17 protein-coding genes and 1 tRNA gene are annotated in these 18610 nt (G+C 46.9%); 16 read left to right on the top strand and 2 right to left on the bottom strand.

From position 1 onward, the window contains the following. Positions 1–40: 40 nt before the first annotated feature. Positions 41–823: a DUF1134 domain-containing protein gene (locus ACN0WW_RS10475; protein ID WP_417612182.1), complete on the bottom strand. Its 783-nt coding sequence runs from the start codon at positions 821–823 to the stop codon at positions 41–43. A 220-nt stretch (positions 824–1043) separates the two neighbouring features. Here ACN0WW_RS10475 and ACN0WW_RS10470 point away from each other — a divergent pair. Further along, positions 1044–1133: transfer RNA gene (locus ACN0WW_RS10470), tRNA-Ser, on the top strand. Positions 1134–1217: 84 nt separating this feature from the next. On the opposite strand, the gene ACN0WW_RS10465 is transcribed toward ACN0WW_RS10470, so the two are convergent. After that, positions 1218–1625 (bottom strand): hypothetical protein, encoded by a 408-nt coding sequence (locus ACN0WW_RS10465; protein WP_417612180.1) that lies wholly within the window; start codon positions 1623–1625, stop codon positions 1218–1220. Positions 1626–1648: 23 nt separating this feature from the next. Between ACN0WW_RS10465 and ACN0WW_RS10460 the strand changes: the two genes are divergently transcribed. The 15 genes from ACN0WW_RS10460 to ACN0WW_RS10390 all read left to right on the top strand — a co-directional run bounded on the left by ACN0WW_RS10460 (position 1649) and on the right by ACN0WW_RS10390 (position 18477). Then, positions 1649–2680 (top strand): N-acetylneuraminate synthase family protein, encoded by a 1032-nt coding sequence (locus ACN0WW_RS10460; RefSeq protein ID WP_417612178.1) that lies wholly within the window; start codon positions 1649–1651, stop codon positions 2678–2680. 80 nt (positions 2681–2760) lie between these two features. Beyond that, positions 2761–3204: a hypothetical protein gene (locus tag ACN0WW_RS10455; RefSeq protein WP_417612176.1), complete on the top strand. Its 444-nt coding sequence runs from the start codon at positions 2761–2763 to the stop codon at positions 3202–3204. 167 nt (positions 3205–3371) lie between these two features. Continuing rightward, complete coding sequence (locus tag ACN0WW_RS10450) at positions 3372–4718, top strand: hypothetical protein (protein ID WP_417612174.1); 1347 nt, start codon at positions 3372–3374, stop codon at positions 4716–4718. Between the two features lie 423 nt (positions 4719–5141). Further along, complete coding sequence (locus ACN0WW_RS10445; protein ID WP_417612172.1) at positions 5142–5810, top strand: polysaccharide biosynthesis/export family protein; 669 nt, start codon at positions 5142–5144, stop codon at positions 5808–5810. A 24-nt stretch (positions 5811–5834) separates the two neighbouring features. After that, on the top strand, positions 5835–8054 hold the full coding sequence (locus ACN0WW_RS10440; RefSeq protein ID WP_417612170.1) for a GumC family protein: 2220 nt from the start codon (positions 5835–5837) through the stop codon (positions 8052–8054). A 46-nt stretch (positions 8055–8100) separates the two neighbouring features. Next, complete coding sequence (locus ACN0WW_RS10435) at positions 8101–9294, top strand: hypothetical protein (protein WP_417612168.1); 1194 nt, start codon at positions 8101–8103, stop codon at positions 9292–9294. A gap of 41 nt (positions 9295–9335) precedes the next feature. Next, positions 9336–10211, top strand: coding sequence for a glucose-1-phosphate thymidylyltransferase RfbA (gene rfbA / locus ACN0WW_RS10430; RefSeq protein ID WP_417612166.1), 876 nt, complete (start codon positions 9336–9338; stop codon positions 10209–10211). A gap of 7 nt (positions 10212–10218) precedes the next feature. After that, positions 10219–10764 carry a dTDP-4-dehydrorhamnose 3,5-epimerase gene (gene rfbC / locus ACN0WW_RS10425; RefSeq protein WP_417612164.1) on the top strand — a complete coding sequence of 182 codons (546 nt, stop codon included), beginning with the start codon at positions 10219–10221 and terminating at the stop codon, positions 10762–10764. Beyond that, the gene (gene rfbD, locus ACN0WW_RS10420; RefSeq protein WP_417612162.1) at positions 10761–11618 is read left to right on the top strand and encodes a dTDP-4-dehydrorhamnose reductase; all 858 of its coding nucleotides are present in this window, start codon (positions 10761–10763) and stop codon (positions 11616–11618) included. The genes rfbC and rfbD overlap by 4 nt, the downstream gene beginning before the upstream one ends. Then, on the top strand, positions 11611–12666 hold the full coding sequence (rfbB, locus tag ACN0WW_RS10415) for a dTDP-glucose 4,6-dehydratase (RefSeq protein WP_417612160.1): 1056 nt from the start codon (positions 11611–11613) through the stop codon (positions 12664–12666). Before rfbD ends, rfbB begins: the two co-directional genes overlap by 8 nt. A 10-nt stretch (positions 12667–12676) precedes the next feature. After that, the gene (locus tag ACN0WW_RS10410) at positions 12677–13648 is read left to right on the top strand and encodes a glycosyltransferase family 2 protein (protein WP_417612158.1); all 972 of its coding nucleotides are present in this window, start codon (positions 12677–12679) and stop codon (positions 13646–13648) included. Then, entirely contained in the window at positions 13645–14814 is a 1170-nt protein-coding gene (locus tag ACN0WW_RS10405; protein ID WP_417612156.1) for a cytidylyltransferase domain-containing protein, read from the top strand. Before ACN0WW_RS10410 ends, ACN0WW_RS10405 begins: the two co-directional genes overlap by 4 nt. An 82-nt stretch (positions 14815–14896) precedes the next feature. Beyond that, on the top strand, positions 14897–15913 hold the full coding sequence (locus ACN0WW_RS10400; RefSeq protein ID WP_417612154.1) for a hypothetical protein: 1017 nt from the start codon (positions 14897–14899) through the stop codon (positions 15911–15913). Positions 15914–15952: 39 nt separating this feature from the next. Continuing rightward, positions 15953–17206, top strand: a complete 1254-nt coding sequence (locus ACN0WW_RS10395) for a polysaccharide pyruvyl transferase family protein (RefSeq protein ID WP_417612152.1) — start codon at positions 15953–15955, stop codon at positions 17204–17206. Between the two features lie 8 nt (positions 17207–17214). Then, complete coding sequence (locus ACN0WW_RS10390) at positions 17215–18477, top strand: lipopolysaccharide biosynthesis protein (RefSeq protein WP_417612150.1); 1263 nt, start codon at positions 17215–17217, stop codon at positions 18475–18477. Positions 18478–18610 lie beyond the last annotated feature (133 nt).

Genomic DNA, 18610 nt, shown 5'->3' with positions numbered 1-18610 from the left:
CCGTCTTGCAGCGAGACAGGGGTGCCGATTGATCAGCTGATCAGAACGGCAACCATTTCTGCTTCTTGCTGAACTTCATATAGCCGACATTGGCGCCGAGCCGAAGGCCCGCGCCCAGCCGCACCGGAATCAGCACCTTGTCGCCGCTCCGTAAGTAGCTGACCTGAAAGCCGCCGACGAAATATGCGGCGCCTTCGCCAGCCGGGAACCGTTGAAACAATTCTTCGGTATCGTAGAGATTATAGACCAGAACAAAGGTGTTGGCCGCATTGCCGCCAATATCAAAGCCGACCGACGGGCCGGTCCAGTAGACCGGACGTTCGCCCTCGATCTTGTGATAGAGCTTGCCCGAACCATAGCGCAGCCCGACAATGAAAGCGCCGCTGGCTTCGCGTCCGGCGATATAGGCATTGGGCCGGCCCTGTTTTTTGAGGATACCCTCGATCACCTCGGCCAGGCCTTTTGCGCCCTTGCCGAAAACGCCTTCCGCAGCGCCGATCAGGTCATCGTCCTGATAGGTTTCGCTGTCGTCGACCGCTGGTACAGCAGCGCTGCCGGTCTGGTCGGTTGTGGTGGTATCGCCATAAGGGGCCACAATATCGGCATTGATATCGCTGTCGATCGTGGTGTCATCGACCGTCGTCGAACCCGCAGGAGCGGAATCGAAATTCCCGTCATAATCGGGTGCTGCCAGATCGGCATCGATCACGTCATTCGGATCGACATTTTCGACCTGGGCAAAGGCGGGTGACAGGGCTGGTGCAGTGGCAAGGGCCAAAACAGCAAATGTTCCCAAAAATTTCTTCATACATAACGGTAACATGGGTTAACTCCTTCCCATTACCAGCCAGCGTCGGCTCTCGGCTGTTGCACCTGACCACGCAATGAACGGACGACGAACTGAGTCGATTCTGCGGCGGTCCGAGTCGGTTTTTCAAAAGCGGGGCATTTCCGGCATTCTCGATGTGTTTGGATATCGGCCATTTTTCCCGTTGCAGCCAGCGCGATGGTTGGTTATAGCGCGCTCTGTAGCCAAGCTACGTGGACACGTGGGTGAGCGGCTGAAACCACCTCCTTGCTAAGGAGACAAGCCTTTACGGGCTTCGAGGGTTCGAATCCCTCCGTGTCCTCCATTGAATCTCATCAATTCTCTAGACGAATGCGCGTCGGGTGGCATGCGAGCTATTGTCGGACTTGCGAAAAACCAATTTTGCTAATCACGTGTTTGCTCCAAGGCTCTTGCTTGATTTACTGCATCTTGTTTTGAGGTTCCGATGCCTTTTGTTAGTGATCAGGTTGTGGAGGTCTCTAAAATCGCGTTTGCCAGCTTCGAGGTGGAAAAACATTGCTTTAATATTGAGCTGATAGACAAGCAGGCCATTTGGTGCGCTGCGTATGGTAGGAGCTGCTCTTTTTCTTGCTATCCATCGTAGTTCCGGCGATTTGTTCATACCAGTTAGAAAGGCTGGCCGGTAATTACCGTTGGAGCCGTCTCTTGCCTTGCGGATGTAGAAGCAAACGATCCGAGCTGCGTTGCGGGCGATGCCAATATTGTCGGCTAGCTGATTGACAGAGGTGCCGCTCCTCCTGACCTCGTAAAAAGTAAGCCGCATCTTAATCAGCATTCTCGAAATATTGAATGCATCGCATGTCGGCTTTTTACACCCCTTATGGTGCGTATCTGGGGGGGGGGCTGAGTCATTTTGGACGAGCAGAAATTTTTTGGACTAAGTTCTATCCATCAGAAGTTTTCGCTGCTATGCGCGAGCAGGGTCACGATCATACTATTAATTCGGAGAAAAAAATGCCAGCTGCGCCTAAAATTGTTGCGGAAATAGGCTGTAACCATAAAGGTGATATGGATATTGCAAAGGAAATGATCACTACTGCGGCAATTTTTTGCAAAGCGGATTACGTGAAATTTCAGAAGCGGAATAACCGCGAATTGCTTACAGAAGAGCAATATAATGCACCCCATCCAAATCCTATCAATAGCTATGGTGACACCTATGGCGAACATCGTGAGTTTTTGGAATTCGATGTAGAGCAGAACCGTGAATTGATGGAATTCTGTGCTTCTGTAGGCATAGGGTACAGTACGTCCGTTTGGGACACTACTTCGGCGAAGGAAATGGCTTCGTTGAATCCGGATTTCTTGAAGGTGCCATCTGCTTGTAACCTTCATTTTGAAATGCTGGGCGTGCTTTGTGAGGAATTTAAAGGCGGTATACAGTTGTCGCTGGGCATGACGACTCAAGAGGAAGAAGAAGAAATTGTTGCATTCTTTGAGTCGAAGGGACGTGCCGAAGATTTGTTGATTTATGCATGTACATCTGGCTACCCAGTTGCGTTTGATGATGTCTGTTTGCTTGAAATTGTTCGATTGAAGGAAAAGTTTGGCGACCGTGTGCAGGCAATTGGCTTCTCTGGCCATCATCTCGGTATTGCAGCGGACATGGCTGCGATAGCGCTGGGTGCTGAATGGATTGAGCGTCATTTCACGATGGACCGGACATGGAAGGGTACTGACCACTCAGCGTCTCTCGAGCCCGATGGTTTGCGCCGTCTTTGCAGGGATTCAAAGGCTGTCGCCAGTTCTCTAAAATATAAGAGCACTGATATTCTTCCGATAGAAGCGGAGACCCGAAATAAGTTGAAATGGCAACCCAAAGCAGCTTGAACTAGGGTGTCGGGAGTCTTCGTTCTATTCGCGCCCGAGAATGCCGCTGGCAATCTTGTCATTTGAAACTATGAGCAGCTATGCAGATTGTTAGTATCCTTGAAAAGAACCGCGCCGATTTGCGCGGCGTAGGACTGGGTTGGGCAGTTCAGCGCCGCCGCAAGTCAATTGCTAAAACGGGCTTCGATTCCAATCGAAAGGATGCTTGCAAATTGCATCTCGGTCCGGGGGCGAATTGGGCAAAGCCTTCAGACGACTGGCTGAGTGTCAATCTCGACGCTGACCGGGATGATTTTGTTTTACAAAGCCATCAACCTGAACTGTTGGGTGGCAAGCTGATCCACCGGAGCGATTGGGATTTTGAGGCTATGCAGGCAAACTTAACACGGGTTGGGTGTGACGAATCAGGGGTGATTGGTAGAATATTCAGTGAGCTGGGAAGTAGCCACTTTGATTTCGAAGGTACCTACCCATCTGAAGCAAACGAGTTTGAGCGCAGCCCTTATGTTGAAGCTCAAAAATAGAGCTTATGGCAAGTTTTGTGTATGAGTATGGATTTTCAATTGCCTTTCTCGTGCTATTGGCATCAAGTTATATCTACTTGGTATATAAGTTTTCTGCCCTGCTATATCGATTGCCAGTATAGTATTTTTCGCTAACATCAGTAATCCTGTAGAAAACCTATAATCTTATGTATCCGCCGAAAAACATTAACGCCCCCAACATCCGCCGACGTAAAATAACACCGCGCGCTATTAACTACATCTTGATCTCTATTATTGTGATTAGTCTATATCTCAACTTAGGGATGACAATATCTGGTTTTTATATTCCTATGTTTGGTGTATATATTGGTGCCGGAGTTTTGCTAATTTTTAAATTATACCAGCAGAAAAAATTAAGTTTCTTTAGAGATAATAGGCTTAATAAAGATATATCTACCGCGCTTTTATTTTCACTATCTTGGATTATAACAATTCCTTTTTCTCCTGGCGGACTAGGGTATGTTAGTGAGCATTTGAAATCTGTTGCTCTTCTATCCTTAAGTACAATATCGGCGGTGATTGTATTTTATGAAATTTTGCAATGGAAGCATAGTAAGTTAGGGAGATATTTTCTTATTATTTCCCTGTTTTTGACAACTTATGCAGTTCTCGAGACGATGATTCCTTTTTTCCGGGACATCTCCAATGATTTCAGAAGTGTGTTATATACGGATAGATTTATCTATGGTTCGAATAAACGAGATCTCGTGATCTCCGGCTTCATAAGGCCTAATGTTTTTACACAAGAGCCGTCACATCTCGCTAAGATGCTGGCCATCTCAACCCTGCTATATTTTGTTTCTAACAAGGGGCGGGGGGCGCTTCAGGCATATATCGCCCTAACGATTATACAGCTACTATTTACCGGCTCTCCTACTATCCTAGTCGGGCCAGTGCTTCTTACGATCTTTTATTTCTGGAAAACTATCGATACGCTAAATGTTGGGTTCTCGCTCTACCTCAAGATTCTAGCTTTGGTGGGCGTTCTGATAGGTGTGCTTTTTGCACAGCAAATAATATCTTTATTGCCTTCGGAGCGCGCGGCTTTGATTGCGAGTGGGCGGGACGCAAGTTTTGTAATTAGGACCCTAGGTCCCGCCACAATAGCGTGGGACACAATCAGCGCTTATCCGTGGGCAGGGTCCGGTATAGGTGGCCGAGAGTTAGTACAGGATATTCTTATTAAGGCATATCGAGAGTTTCCTTCTATGCGGGTAGAGAGATTCGATGAAAATATTGGTTATGCGGGATGGGGAAACGCTTTCTTTGAAATATTCACCTATTCGGGCTTTGTATGCGGACTCATTCTGATACCAGCTTTGATTATACTGTTAAAAAGGTTCCGGGCGGGGGTTCTTTCATCAATTTTAATTTTCTTGGTTATCTTCAATATGGATGCTGGCTTCACTTCAGTACGGCCGTGGATATATTTTGCATTTACGATGATCGCTCTTAAATTATGGTACAGTCAAAATTCAGAACTGAATGCCTGACTTTTATTAGAGAAAGATATTTCTAGCTAACGTCAGTTCAGTGGTCGCTAGCTAGTCCAGAACATTAGAGTGCCTGGGAATAGAGCCGACGGTCGAGGATTAGGTAAGTGCCGTAACGACAGCCGGAGTGGATCTATGGCCGCTTACTTTGGAAATCTTTGAGTAAATTGGATTCAGCCCACTGGACTCTTGGGACTGAAGCTGGGGCGAGGGGCCTTCCTTACTATATGCCGACAATATGTCCAAAGAATGCTGGCTGGAAACATTTAAAGGTTTTAAACCGTGCGAATGTCTATATGGGTGTCCCTATGTACCGTCCATGATTTTTGTGGTGGACTCAGTACATGAGGGGTGAGATTTTTTGCTAACCTAACTAAGCTCGTGGAATCTAATATTAATAGGGTACGTATTGTGCGGTTTTTTATGATTTTATTATCGCTGGCGCTTTTGCCAGGCTGTAGCTCGAAAACTGAGCTTCCTATTGGCGCTGCAGCATATGAGGTAATCCCATCGCCTTCCGATAGCCCCGTCTCGGGCGACTATACCATCGGCATATTAGATGTTTTGGAGGTTCGGGTTTTTCAAGAGCCGGATCTTTCTTTTGAGATGATACCAGTCGATTCGAGTGGTAATATCATGTTTCCGTTAATTGGAAGCGTTCAAGCGGCTGGACTGAGTAGTTCCGAGCTGTCGGCGGTGATAAGTCAGCGTTTGAGTGCTAATTATCTGGTCGATCCGCAGGTCGCGGTGGTCGTTCAAAAGTCCGCTTCCCAGCGAATTACCGTCGAGGGTGCGGTCACCAAGCCTGGCGTTTTTGAAATTGAAGGCCAGACTACGCTCCTGCAGGCAGTTGCGCTTGCGCAAGGGCCCACACGAACTGCTAACCTTGACGAGGTCATCGTTTTCAGATCCAAAAGTGATGGCGTATATGGCGCTCAGTTCAGCCTTCAGGATATCCGCAAGGGGCGCGCGGCGAATCCGGAAATTTTAGGTAATGATATCGTCGTGATCGGCAACTCTTTTGCTAAATCAATGTTCCGAGACTTGCTGCAATTGTCACCGATCCTGACAACCGTATTCATCAGACTCTAAAAACTTTAAGACGAAAAGCTATTCATGGATAAACAGTATACACCATTACCTGACTCAAACTCGCAAATCCACAATGACGGCACCGCCTTACGCATAGGTGAAAATTCGACCGAGAATAACACGTACTCATCCGAACAACTCGGCCTGTTTAATTTTTCGGCGATGTTGATAGCTGTATATCGATCAAAAAATTGGATAGTTGGGATTGTCACTGCTTGCGTGCTGGTGGGCATTGTCGTTTCAATCCTTACATCCCCAATCTACGAGTCATCTGCGTCTATACAAATTGATCAACAGGCAGCGCAGGTTACTGGTACCGAAGACAGTGATGTGACCGCTTCGATCCAAGATTCTGATAGATTTCTGCAGACCCAAGTTGATGTAGTGAAGAGCCGCGCGCTGGCCATTACGGTTGCTGAAGATGAAAATCTATTTAACAACCCTGAATTTCTTGAGGCAATGAATGTTAGCCGAGATATCGAGGCTGTGGGTTCGCTAAGCCAGGAGGATGCCGAAAGGGAAGCTGTTCTTGAGGTCCTCAAAGAGAACTTAAATGTGTCGCTTCCGGTCGATTCTCGAATCGCGGCGATTCGATTTAGGAGCCCTGATCCAGTTCTTGCTGCTCGGCTCGCGAACAGTTTTGCAGAGAATTTCATTCAGGACAATCTCCAGAGAAAATTCGACCAATCCTCGTATGCTCGGGAGTTTTTGAAGGGCCAATTAGACGTTGCAGCTGCCCAACTCGCTGAATCCGAAAGCAAGTCACTGAACTACGCGCGGCGCACCAGAATTATCGACGCAACGAACTCGGCATCAGAAGAAACCGGCGACTCTCCCAGATCCCTGATTTTATCGACGCTCGTTCGGCTCAATGAGGAGTTGGCGGTGGCAACATCCCGGAGGATCGAAGCTCAGCAAAAATGGGAAGTTGCTAAGCGAGTGGCTCCGCTTGATATGCAAGAAGTCCTTGCGAACCAGGCCGTTCAACGGTTGCTAGAAGAGAGGGCGAAGGCCGAGGCAAACCAAAAGCAGCTTTTAGAGCGTTTTAAGGCGGGCTACCCACAGGTAAGGCAACTTAGTGCGCAGCTCCAAGAGTTAAGTAATCAAATCAGCGCGATCTCGAGCAGCATCAAAGCTTCTGTTCGCGATGAATATCGAACCGCTGCCGCTCAAGAAGCAAAGCTCAAGTCCGAAATTGCTCGAATGAAGGGCGCTGTTTTGGATGAGCAGTCGCAATCAATTCAACTGGGGCTTTTGAAGCGGGCGGTAAAAACCGACCGCGAGCTTTATGAATTATTGCTCAATCGATATAATGAATTAAACGCCCAAGCTGGGGTTCAGGCGAACAATGTTGCTATTTTGGATCAGGCTGTCCCGCCATCTGACCCAATTGAGCCGAATATACCGCTAAATCTTCTGCTCGCTTTGTTCGCTGGGTTTGCGGTCTCTGCAGGCTTTATATTTGTACGTGAACAAATATTTGAAACGATCAGGTCTCCTGACGACGTTAGCCAAAAGCTCGATATGAGGGCAATTGGCGTCATTCCTGAGGTGTCGGATGATACTGATATGTTGGACGAGATACAGGATCCTAAAAGCCATGTTTCGGAAGCCTATGCCACTTTGCGTACATCGCTGGGATTGGCGCTTCCTCAAGGGTTACCAAAGAGCATTATGTTCACAAGTGCGAGCGCGAGTGAGGGCAAGTCGTTGAGCGTGTATGCAACCGCCGCTGCGCTAGGCAGAGCGAATAAGTCCGTGTTGGTGGTGGACTTCGATTTTCGGCGGCCAAATCAGCATAAGTTATTTAAAATTGAGAATAATCGCGGGATGTCTGATGTTCTGGCTCACAATGCCGTATCCGAAGATGTTACCAGCACCACCATTTTCAATAATGTCAAATGTATCGGCAGCGGGCCGAATCCACCTAATCCAGTGGAATTAATTGCTGCTGACAGTACGCGCAATATAATTGATAAGTTGATGTCGGAATACGATGTCGTGCTTTTGGATTGCCCACCGTTATTGGGCTTAGCTGATGCTGTAGTTCTGGGTTCCTTGGCGGAAAGTTGTGTTTTTGTTATAGAGTCCAACAGAAATCAAACTTCCGTCGTGAAAACGGCAATCAATAGGCTGAAGCAGTCAAACGTAAAAATTATAGGCATTCTTCTTAACAAGGTTAATATTATAAGTATTGGTTATTCAAATTCATCTTATTCTTACGAATATAAATCTAATGAATGATATATTGTAGGTTAATTTTGCAGTATTATCTAAAAGGTTATTTGTGATGGCGGCGCTCGCGAGGCCAAGCTTATACATTTTTTTTGCTATTTTTTTTGTGTTCCTTCTGGCGATACAGTATAGATATGCGCAGCAGCATTTCCCTTTAATCGAAATGCAGCGGCTGTTAGTGTCTCCGTCGGCAATGGATAAGTCTGAAGTCCGAAGAGCAGCAGAAAAAGACCTTGTTAAGCGGCTTTACTATAATCCGCTTGATCAAAATGCTCTGGCAGCCTATTTTAAGCTGCGGGATCCCGATATTTCTCCTGTAACGCGAAAACGTTTTTTAGTGGCTTTAAACTCAGTCGGATGGCGTTCCGTCTTCGCTCAACAGACAATCATTTCGGAAGCTGTCAAAAAGGCAGATTTTAAGACAATCGTTGAGCGCTCGGATGCGTTGCTCCGTCGTAATCAGGCCCGGGACGAGATCCTGCAACTGCTATCGCTTGCCGAAACCAGCGATCAAACAAGCGACGTGCTGGTGAAGCGCTTGCGTAGCAACCCTCCTTGGCGGAAAGACTTTTTCCAGCGGGCGTCGCTGCTGCGCACGGACCAACAGGTGTCTGGGCGAGTGAAAACTCTGCAAACAATGATAGACAATGGTTACTATATAACGCGTTCGGAACTCGTTCCTGCATCAAATGCCCTCATCAAAGCAGGGAATTATCAGCCAGTATTGGGTCTGGTGCGGAGCTATAAAAAGGTCTCTGGAAATGATGCCCAGGATTTGTCGGACAGCAAGTTCCAAACCTTGGCGAGTGTACTCGAATCAGGTGACCGGCTTTTGCCGTTTGAGTGGCAGCCAGGAGATAGCAAGGGGCTGTCTGTTCGCGCAGAAAATGTTGCCGGCAAAAGCTCATTGCGAGTTCGGTGGAATGGCAGGGGACTGCCTATTTTCCTGACACGCCGGTTATATTTGCAGAACCCTTCCTCCATCAAGATCGCATTGGATATTAGGCCAAATAAGCTGGAAGCTGCGCAAGTCATCCAAATAAATGCAACTTGCCCAGGTCAAACAGTCGCTTTGGAGCCGTCCACCCCGACAAATGCCGGCTCAATGATATGGAGGAGTCGCGAGGAAATTAGCTGCAATTTTCCGCTAATCAAAATTGGTAGTAAGCCAGCGTTCACACGACGAAATCTCGATGTAATGATAGACTCAGCTCTGATTTCGAATTTGGACACTGGTGCGCCGATCTAACTAATCGGGTCGCCAATCAGACTGCGCTGGAAGGAAACGTTATGAAAAGAAAAGGAATTGTTTTGGCTGGGGGAACCGGTACCCGCCTGTGGCCGTTGACAAAGACTATCTCCAAGCAATCGATGCCAGTCTATGACAAGCCGATGATTTATTATCCGATCAGTGTGTTTTTGCTTGCTGGTATTAGAGAAATATTGATCATTACTACGCCTCAAGACAATCAAGGCTTTCAAGATCTTATTGGAGATGGGAGCGCTTGGGGCGTTGATATAAGCTACGCAATACAACCATCACCTGATGGCCTTGCCCAGGCTTTCCATATCGGGGCAGATTTTGTCCGGAACAATCCTTCCGCATTGATTCTGGGTGACAATATTTTCTACGGGCATGGCATGCCGGAACTGCTGAATAGCGCAAACAAACGCGAAACAGGGGCCACTGTTTTTGGGTACTATGTGCAAGACCCAAAAGCATACGGGGTAGTTTCATTTGACAAAGATGGAGTTGTAGAGACCATAGAAGAAAAGCCAGAGCACCCGAGATCGAATTATGCCGTTACTGGACTATATTTTTACGATCAGGACGTTATATCTATTGCGCGTGATTTAAAACCATCTTCCCGAGGGGAACTGGAAATTACGGACCTTAACCGACGCTATCTTGATGCTAAAAAATTAAATGTTGAGATCATGGGAAGAGGATTTGCGTGGCTTGACACAGGTACTCACGACAGCCTGTTAGATGCAGCAAATTATGTCAAAATAATTGAGAACCGGCAAGGTTTAAAGATTTGCTGCCCAGAAGAAATAGCTTGGCGCCAAGGCTTCATCAATGATGAGCAGCTTGAAACTTTGGCCCACCCTTTGAGGAAGAGTGGTTATGGTGAATATTTGATCAATCTCTTAAAGCAAGGTTAGGCGCAATATGCGAATTATTGAAACGACTATTCCAGACGTGAAGATATTAGAACCGAAGGTTTTTGGCGACGATCGCGGCTTTTTCATGGAAAGCTGGAACAAGGCCGCTTTTGAAGACGTGTCTGAAGACCATCAGTTCGTCCAGGATAATCATAGCAAATCGCAAGCGGGTGTTTTGCGCGGATTACACTATCAGATAGTTCAGCCACAGGGTAAATTGGTGAGGGTTGTTTCAGGCTCCGTGTATGATGTCGTTGTCGATATTCGAGCAAGTTCTCCCAGTTTCGGTAAATGGGTGGGAGTTGAGCTGTCCGGCTCTAATCACAGAATGCTCTGGGTTCCGCCGGGCTTTGCTCATGGGTTTCTATGCTTGGAGAACAATACGGATTTTCTTTATAAATGCACCGATTTCTATGCTCCAGAGCATGAGCGAAGCTTGCTATGGAGTGATCCGGCAATTGGGATAGAATGGCCGTTAGAGAAAATCACCCCGCTCCTTTCATCTAAGGACAAGGACGCGCCCTTGCTAGCAGAAGCGGAGTTGTTTTCTTGAAGGTTCTAGTGACCGGCTTTGGTGGACAGCTTAGTACCTCGCTGTCTCTTGTTAAGCCGAGCGATGTCGAGCTTATCACTTTGTCAAAAGAAGAACTGAATATAGCAGATCGATCTGCTGTGGTCGACAAGGTTTCGGCTATGTCACCCAAGTGGATCATTAACGCCGCCGCATATACAAACGTTGACAAAGCAGAAAAAGAAGTATCGCTGGCCCATTCTATAAATTGTGATGCGGTCTCAAATTTGGCGTCTGTTGCCGAGATGGTTGGGGCCAGAATTTGCCACATATCCACTGACTTTATTTTCTCAGGACAATCATCAACTCCATACCCAGTTAACGCAGCCCCGGACCCACAAAATGTATATGGTAAGACCAAGCTTGCGGGTGAGCAAGCCGCAGGCTCCGATGCTTTAATTGTCCGCACGTCATGGGTATATTCAGAAGTGGGCAACAACTTCGTCAAGACGATGCTAAACTTGTTTGCAAAAAAAGTCCCCGTGCGGGTGGTCGCGGATCAGATAGGTTCACCGACTTATGCTCGGAATCTGGCAGAAACTATTTGGTCGCTAATTAGCTTACACCGAAGAGGTTTGTTTCACTACTCAGATTCCGGCGTCGCGAGTTGGTATGATTTTGCGGTGGCTATCAGTGAAGAGGCCTTTAGATTAAATTTGCTCGGTCAACATTCCGAAATTGAGCCAATTAAAACCTCCGAATTCCCAACGCCGGCGACGAGGCCTCATTATTCCGTTTTAGACACAACGCTAACCAGCGCGGCGCTCGGGCGCAAGCCGCCGCATTGGAGGTCATCTCTTCGACAAATGCTTAAGGAACTTCAACGCAATGGATAATATCTTAATTACTGGCGGTGCCGGCTTTATTGGTGCAAATTTCGTTCGTCATGTTCGCTCCAATTACCCGGCTGCTAATATTGTTGTCCTTGATTTATTGACATACGCTGGTTCGAAAGCGAATATTGAGGATGTTGAACGAATTACGTTCGTTAAAGGCAATATCTGTGATCAAGATCTTGTCTGCTCGCTCCTTCATAAGTATAGCATTGATACGATCGTTCATTTTGCCGCTGAAAGCCATGTGGATCGCTCAATTTCCGCGCCCGATCAATTTATTGATACTAACATTCTCGGCACCTATTCTTTGCTTAAAGCTGCTAAAGAAAAATGGCTGGATGGCACGGGTGAGCAAGAACATCGTTTCCACCACGTTTCCACTGACGAAGTTTTTGGGTCTCTTGGCCCCCATGATCCCGCATTTTCGGAAACCACTCCTTATGCGCCAAATTCGCCTTACTCTGCCTCCAAAGCTTCCTCAGACCATCTGGTCCGTTCTTATCACCACACATTCGGTTTGCAGATCACAACGACAAACTGCTCAAACAACTATGGCCCATATCAATTCCCAGAAAAGTTGATTCCACTTTTTGTGATAAACGCACTGCATGGTCGCAAACTGCCGATATACGGCGACGGTCAAAATGTTAGAGATTGGCTTTACGTTGAAGATCATTGTCGCGCGATTGATTTGGTGCTTAACAAAGGGCAAGTTGGTGAGACCTACAATGTCGGGGGTGGAGAGGAGCTGCCTAACCTTACCGTGGTGGAAGAGATCTGCTCCGGGGTCGATGCTATATTTGCTGGCAATCCGGAATTAAATCAGCGATTTCCAGACGCGCCGCCGGCAAGGGGGGGAAAATGTGATTCATTGAAAGTATATGTTGAAGACCGACTGGGTCACGATCGACGGTATGCGATTGACGAACGTAAAATACATTCTGAGTTGGGCTATAGTCCGGTAAATGATTTTCGAAACGGATTCAGAAAGACGCTGGCATGGTATATTGACAATGAGCAGTGGTGGCGCGGATTGATGCAGAATTAGGGTTGGTCGGATGGTCACTAATGAAATTCAAAAACTAATCCAAAAGTCGTCTCTGATCATCCCGGTACTTAATGCAGAGCCCCATTTGGACAATTTGCTGCCTGCGCTAAAAGAGACCGGTTATCCCGCCGACCAGATTGTCGTTATCGACTCGGCTTCGAAAGATCGAACCGTTGAACGATTTAAAGAGTTCGGAGCCCAAGTTTATGGCCTCGGCGGGCGCCCTTTTAATCACGGTGGAACGCGAAAATATGCCGCTGAGCTGGTGCCTGAATCAGAATATCTTATTTATCTTACACAAGATGCTATTCCCTTCAACAAAAGCACATTCAACAATATCCTGACTGGTATTGCGCAGGCGGGAGTAGGCATGGCTTACGGCCGTCAATTACCGCGCCGTCAAGCAAAGGCAATTGAACGGCATGCTCGGATTGTAAATTACACTGATCAGAGTGCAGTTCGGGTCCTCGCTGATCGCAAAACCATGGGCGTGAAAACTACATTTAGCTCTGATAGTTTTTCTGTCTATTCACGAAGGGCCTTGGAAGCAGTTGGTCACTTTCCGGAAGATGCTTATTTCGGGGAAGACCAGATACTGGCGGGAAAAATGTTGCTTCGGGGATATAAAATATTCTATTGCGCCGATGCAGAAGTAACTCACAGTCATGGCTATTCCATCAAAGAAGATTTTCGTCGTTATTTCGACGTCGGTATATTTCATGCAACAAACCGTTGGTTGTTGGAGGAATTTGGCGCTGCAGAGGGGGAGGGGCTGAAGTTTCTTAAGTCTGAGATCAGTTTTTTGTTGAAGCATGAGCCAACATCAATCCCGTCTGCCTGTCTACGCACTTTAGCGAAGTACGCGGGATATCGTTTGGGTAGAATGGAGGAGAAGATGTCAATTGAATGGAAAATGCGGCTCGGTATGCAACCTTTTTATTGGCGCCAAAAGCAGAGTGAAGCGTTCGGAAAAACACAATGAAGACTGTTGCCGCGATCATCCCTGCCCGTGGTGGTTCAAAGGGTTTGCCACGCAAAAACATATTGAGCCTCGGCCGCAAGCCATTGATTGCATGGAATATTGAAGCTGCGCAGTCTACTGCGTCAATAGACCGTATATTTGTTTCGACGGATGATCCGGAAATAGCATCTGTGTCGCTGAAATACGGAGCTGAAGTTATTCACCGGCCAGCAGAATACGCTAGCGATACCGCAACATCCGAATCCGCGATTTTGCATGCATTGTCACATATGAATGAGGAGCTCGACTATCATCCCGATTATATCTGCTTTCTGCAATGTACTTCGCCGTTCACAAATAGCATAGATATAGAGGGAGTAATTAACCAGTGTACCGTCGAGGGTGCAGACTGTGGATTGGCTGTCACTCCATTTCATCATTTCGTTTGGAAGCGGGATGACAATGGGCAGGCCATTGGCATTAATCATGAAAGTAGGATGCGGCAACGCAGGCAGGACCGGGAGCAGGAGTTTCTTGAGACCGGAGCAGCTTATGTTTTTTCCAGTGATGGCTTTAAGCAGCATAAACATCGTTTTTTCGGCAACATTGGAATGCACCCTACGCCGCTTGACAGAGTACTTGAGATCGATGAGCTTGCCGACTTTGAACTCGCCGAGCAAAAGCTTGCGCAGCTTTCTTCCTCCGCACAAAGTCGGAATATTCCATCGAAAATAAAGGCCATCATAATGGACTTTGATGGCGTGTTAACAGACGATAAAGTTTCAGTTGATCAAGATGGACGGGAGTCCGTGCGTTGTTCTCGGAGCGATGGTATGGGCATAGAACGTCTTCGCAAGGCTGGTTATCGTTTGGCCGTGATTTCGAAAGAAAAGAACCCAGTCGTTATAAGGCGTTGCGAAAAGCTTCAGATTGAATGCTACCACGGAATAGATGATAAAATCACTTTATTGTCCAACCTGTTGAATAGAGAGTTGATCGCTCCCCCAGAAGCTATTTATGTCGGTAATGACATCAACGACATAGAATGCATGCAATACGTCGGCTGTGCCGTTTGTCCTCAAGATGCCCATGCCTCGGTCAAAGCTGTGGCGCATATTTGTCTGTCCAGCAACGGCGGCAAAGGAGCATTGCGCGAACTTTCCGATCTCATTTTGACACATAAATGAGAGAATATATTACTCAATAATTCCTATTTCAGGAATTACGACTAATGCAGACTTGTAGGACTTTTCACCATGGAATCGACGGTTGTTAAACACTAAAATAAGGACGGTGGCCTTTCTCAACAACGCCGTGTCCGTTGACTTGGCGCTCGCGGATTTGAGAAAACGGGATGTTGATTTCAGTGCCACTGTCGTCATTCTTGCTCGGCGGGTTCCTCTGCCTGATAGCGACAAGTTTGCTAACGTTCTCGTATACCCGTCCAAGCCCAGTTCCACAATATTGGGTCAAATTCGGTTTTTACGCTTTTACTATCAGGCGGCGCAATTGCTGAAAGTGATCGGGATGCAAGATGCTGTTGAAGCCATTTATATTGTCAACAACGATAATTTAATCGCCGCACATCTCATTGACTTAGCGGAACACGCACAGGCTGTAGAACTCAATGTAGTCGTGGAAGGTTTGATGAATTTCCAGGATATTTCAGCGAAAAATCGAGAGGGTTGGCGATGGCTCTTAAAGCCATTGATGGCGCGCCTATTGGGATTTGTTTATCGAAAACCTGCCGGACATTTATCAGGAGCCTTTGAAGACAGAGTCAATCGCGTGATCAGTTTTTCGGAAGTGGGGTTGAAAGCACCGCCCGACAAAATTGATGTTATCCCCTATCCCATGGCAAAAACAACGAAGCCCACCGATCCCGGGACGTGTTTAATTGCTCTCACCGGCCTAGCCCACTGGATGCCCGAAGAAAAATTTAAGCCTTTTGCGGAAAAATTTATTGCTTGGCTGAATGCGCAAGGCTTTGATCGTGTTCTTGTTAAACGACACCCTCATGTCACAGCTGGCTATTTGGAAGAAATCCTTCCTCCCCATGAAGAGATCGGAATCGGACGAAGTTTGGAGCAAATGGCCGCTAGCTTGGAAGCGGCTACTGTCATAGGCACCTGTTGCACTGCGCTGGTGACGTTAAAGCTAATTCGCCCTGATTTACAGTGTATAGATTACGGTGCTGATTATTATTGTGAGCATGCCTATGACGGCGATCGTAGTGTTGAGACATTATTGCATAGTGCGGGTGTCAAGATTGAAAATTATCACTGAATTTAGCTCAGTGTATCATACTGGAAGACATGAACGAAAATGATATTACGTCAAAGCAGGATACTCACCAAAAGAATGGCGCACAGGCTGCAGTTCGATCGGCCAGATATAGTCCCGTCATTTTTCCGGTTTATCAAATTTGTATATCGCAAGTTTGATATTGCTCGAAACAATAAGCGCCACTTGGCAAGCAAAGGCTATATAGAGCACTATGGCGTACATATGCCTCGGAACAATGCGGGGGATACCGTATTGTTTGATGCGGTTGAGAAGCTTTTTGATCAGGAAATCAGACCATTTGAATGGCGGATGGTCCCCGTGCGAAAAAAGGTTTCTGGATCCGATATTGATCGGATTAATCACAACGCAAGCGCTGTTTTGGTCGGAGGAGGAGGGCTATTCGTGGCCGATAGTGTGTCGGAGAGCGCATCCGGTTGGCAGTGGAACATTGCCCGTGAAGATTTGGAGAAACTCCATAAGCCACTCATATTGTTTGCGGTTGGCTTCAATCAATTCCGCAATGGTGAAGAATTTCAGCCGATTTTTGACGACCACTTGAAACTAACAGTTAGCAAGGCGGATTTTATCGGCATGCGAAACAGCGGTAGTATCGCGCGACTGAAAGAAAGGCTACCGGCTGAGCTCCACACGAAGGTTCAATTTCAGCCCTGTATGACGACAGTTTTAAATCGATATTTCCCAGATGCCGTGGCGGTTTCCTCTGTGGCTGAGAATGACAAAACCATCGTTCTCAATCTTGCGTTTGATCGAAGAGAACAACGGTTTGGGATTGACGAACAATCGATATTGGAAAATATCAAAAAAGCGTTGCTTCGTCTCGTGGAATTAGGCTGGAAGATCAAGGCCGCTGTCCATGCATGGGACGATGATTCGATGGTAGAATTTTTACATCGAAATAAGATCCCCGCGGAAATATGCAGACTGAACCTGCTGTCTGGGCCGGAAATTGTTCAATTTTATAGTAAAGCGCCTTTGACAATAGGGATGCGGGGCCATTCTCAGATGATTCCTTTCGGATGCGGGAAGTCTATTTTCTCGCTTATTTCCCATGACAAGATGCGTTTTTTTCTGGATGACATCGGAGAGCCAAATTGGGGGGCAGAGATTTCAGATCCTGATCTTACCGATAAGATTGTCACGTTCGTCGAACAATTTCCAAAAAATAGACTCAATTATGAGAAAAAAATCGGACTGAAGCAGAATGAATTCTGGTCTATTACACAATCGAACATGAGTCAGATAAGTGACATTTTCGCAAGAAGTCGCGACTAAATATTCTGATGTCGATCAATAGTGCTACACAGCCGGCTGGCAAGGCGACAGGCAAAATGCGCTATGTGGGATTTTTGATATCAAACGTTGTCCAGAAGTTGGGCCAGCTTTTCCTGCTCAGTCTATTGGTTTTTATCGGCTCGCCCGAGGATGTTAACCGCTTCGGTTTGTTGATCAGTTTTCTCGCGCTTGCGGTCCCTGTTTTGTCGCTCAACATTCACACCTCAATTGGACGCGTTTACTATGACATAGACGATCCGGACGAACGGTCCCGATATGTTATTAGCTGTCTGCTCTTTAGCGTATTGGGCGTATCATTCGGCACGATCCTATTATCCGCGATCGCTATGATTGGAACCTACGACGACGGCCTAACCAACGGCAATGCTTCGTTCGGAATCGTCTTAGTGATTACTGCAGCAGTTTTCACTATTAATCAGTTTTTTAACTTACTTCTGAGGCTGGAAGGTAAAATACTGCCTTTTATAATCTTCGGGGTGACGACCGGATTGGGCTCTTTGGTGTTTTCGCTTTTGGGTGTCTGGGCCTCAATCGCTCCATTGTATGCAGCTATCGTAGGGTATAGCGGAGCGCAAATCGCAGCGATTATCGTTGGGATCTGCTTTGCTCGAGGGGATTTGTCGTCACTGGGCTTATCCTTTTCAAAATTCAAGATTGCGCTGGCCTATAGTTCGGGAACACTAATCATGGCAGTTGCCCAGTGGGTTGTGAACTACTCTGGTCGCTGGATAGGCGCTAGCTGGGTTCAAGCTGAGGAGCTTGCGAGTTACACGTTGGTTGGCCAACTTCTGGTCGGCGTAGCCATGATGTGCAGTACACTTTATGAATCGAGTAGATCTGAGATAATTCGCCAGTTTTCTGGTGGAAATATTGATGCTGCGATGAAAGTTATTCATAATCGCTATCTCGATTCTTTAAAGCTTGTGATGCTAATTTTTGGAACAGGTTTTTTAACCTACCCTTTCGTAGGTTTTATTCTTCCGCGAGAATATAACTTTCCATTCATCTGGATGATTGCAGCTTTTTTTCAAATGCTTGCCTATTGTTTCTCCTTACGGACATCCTGGACGGCAATTGGATTATATCGGTCAAAAGTCTTTGGAGTATCAGCAATTGTAGGCGCCGTCTGCAATATTTCACTGGCTCTCTCCATTGGTCCAAAGTTTGGGTTGTCGATATTATTTTTTGCTGCGGGGTTGGGGTTGCTACTTCAAGCCGTGATCACTCAACTCGTGCTTCGGAAAATATAGGGCGCACGCCTATCTTCTCCCGTGACTCCAGAAAGCTTCAAAACTGACGCAAGTAAGTAAGCGTGGCGAGGACGCCGCCTTGTCAGCGTGATTTTTTGGCCTGAGCGGCTTTGTCGGCGGCGCGGCGTTTGGC

This window comes from Parasphingorhabdus sp. (assembly GCF_048269865.1).
Classification (GTDB): domain Bacteria; phylum Pseudomonadota; class Alphaproteobacteria; order Sphingomonadales; family Sphingomonadaceae; genus Parasphingorhabdus.
This window is presented reverse-complemented; position numbering and strand designations above follow the sequence as displayed.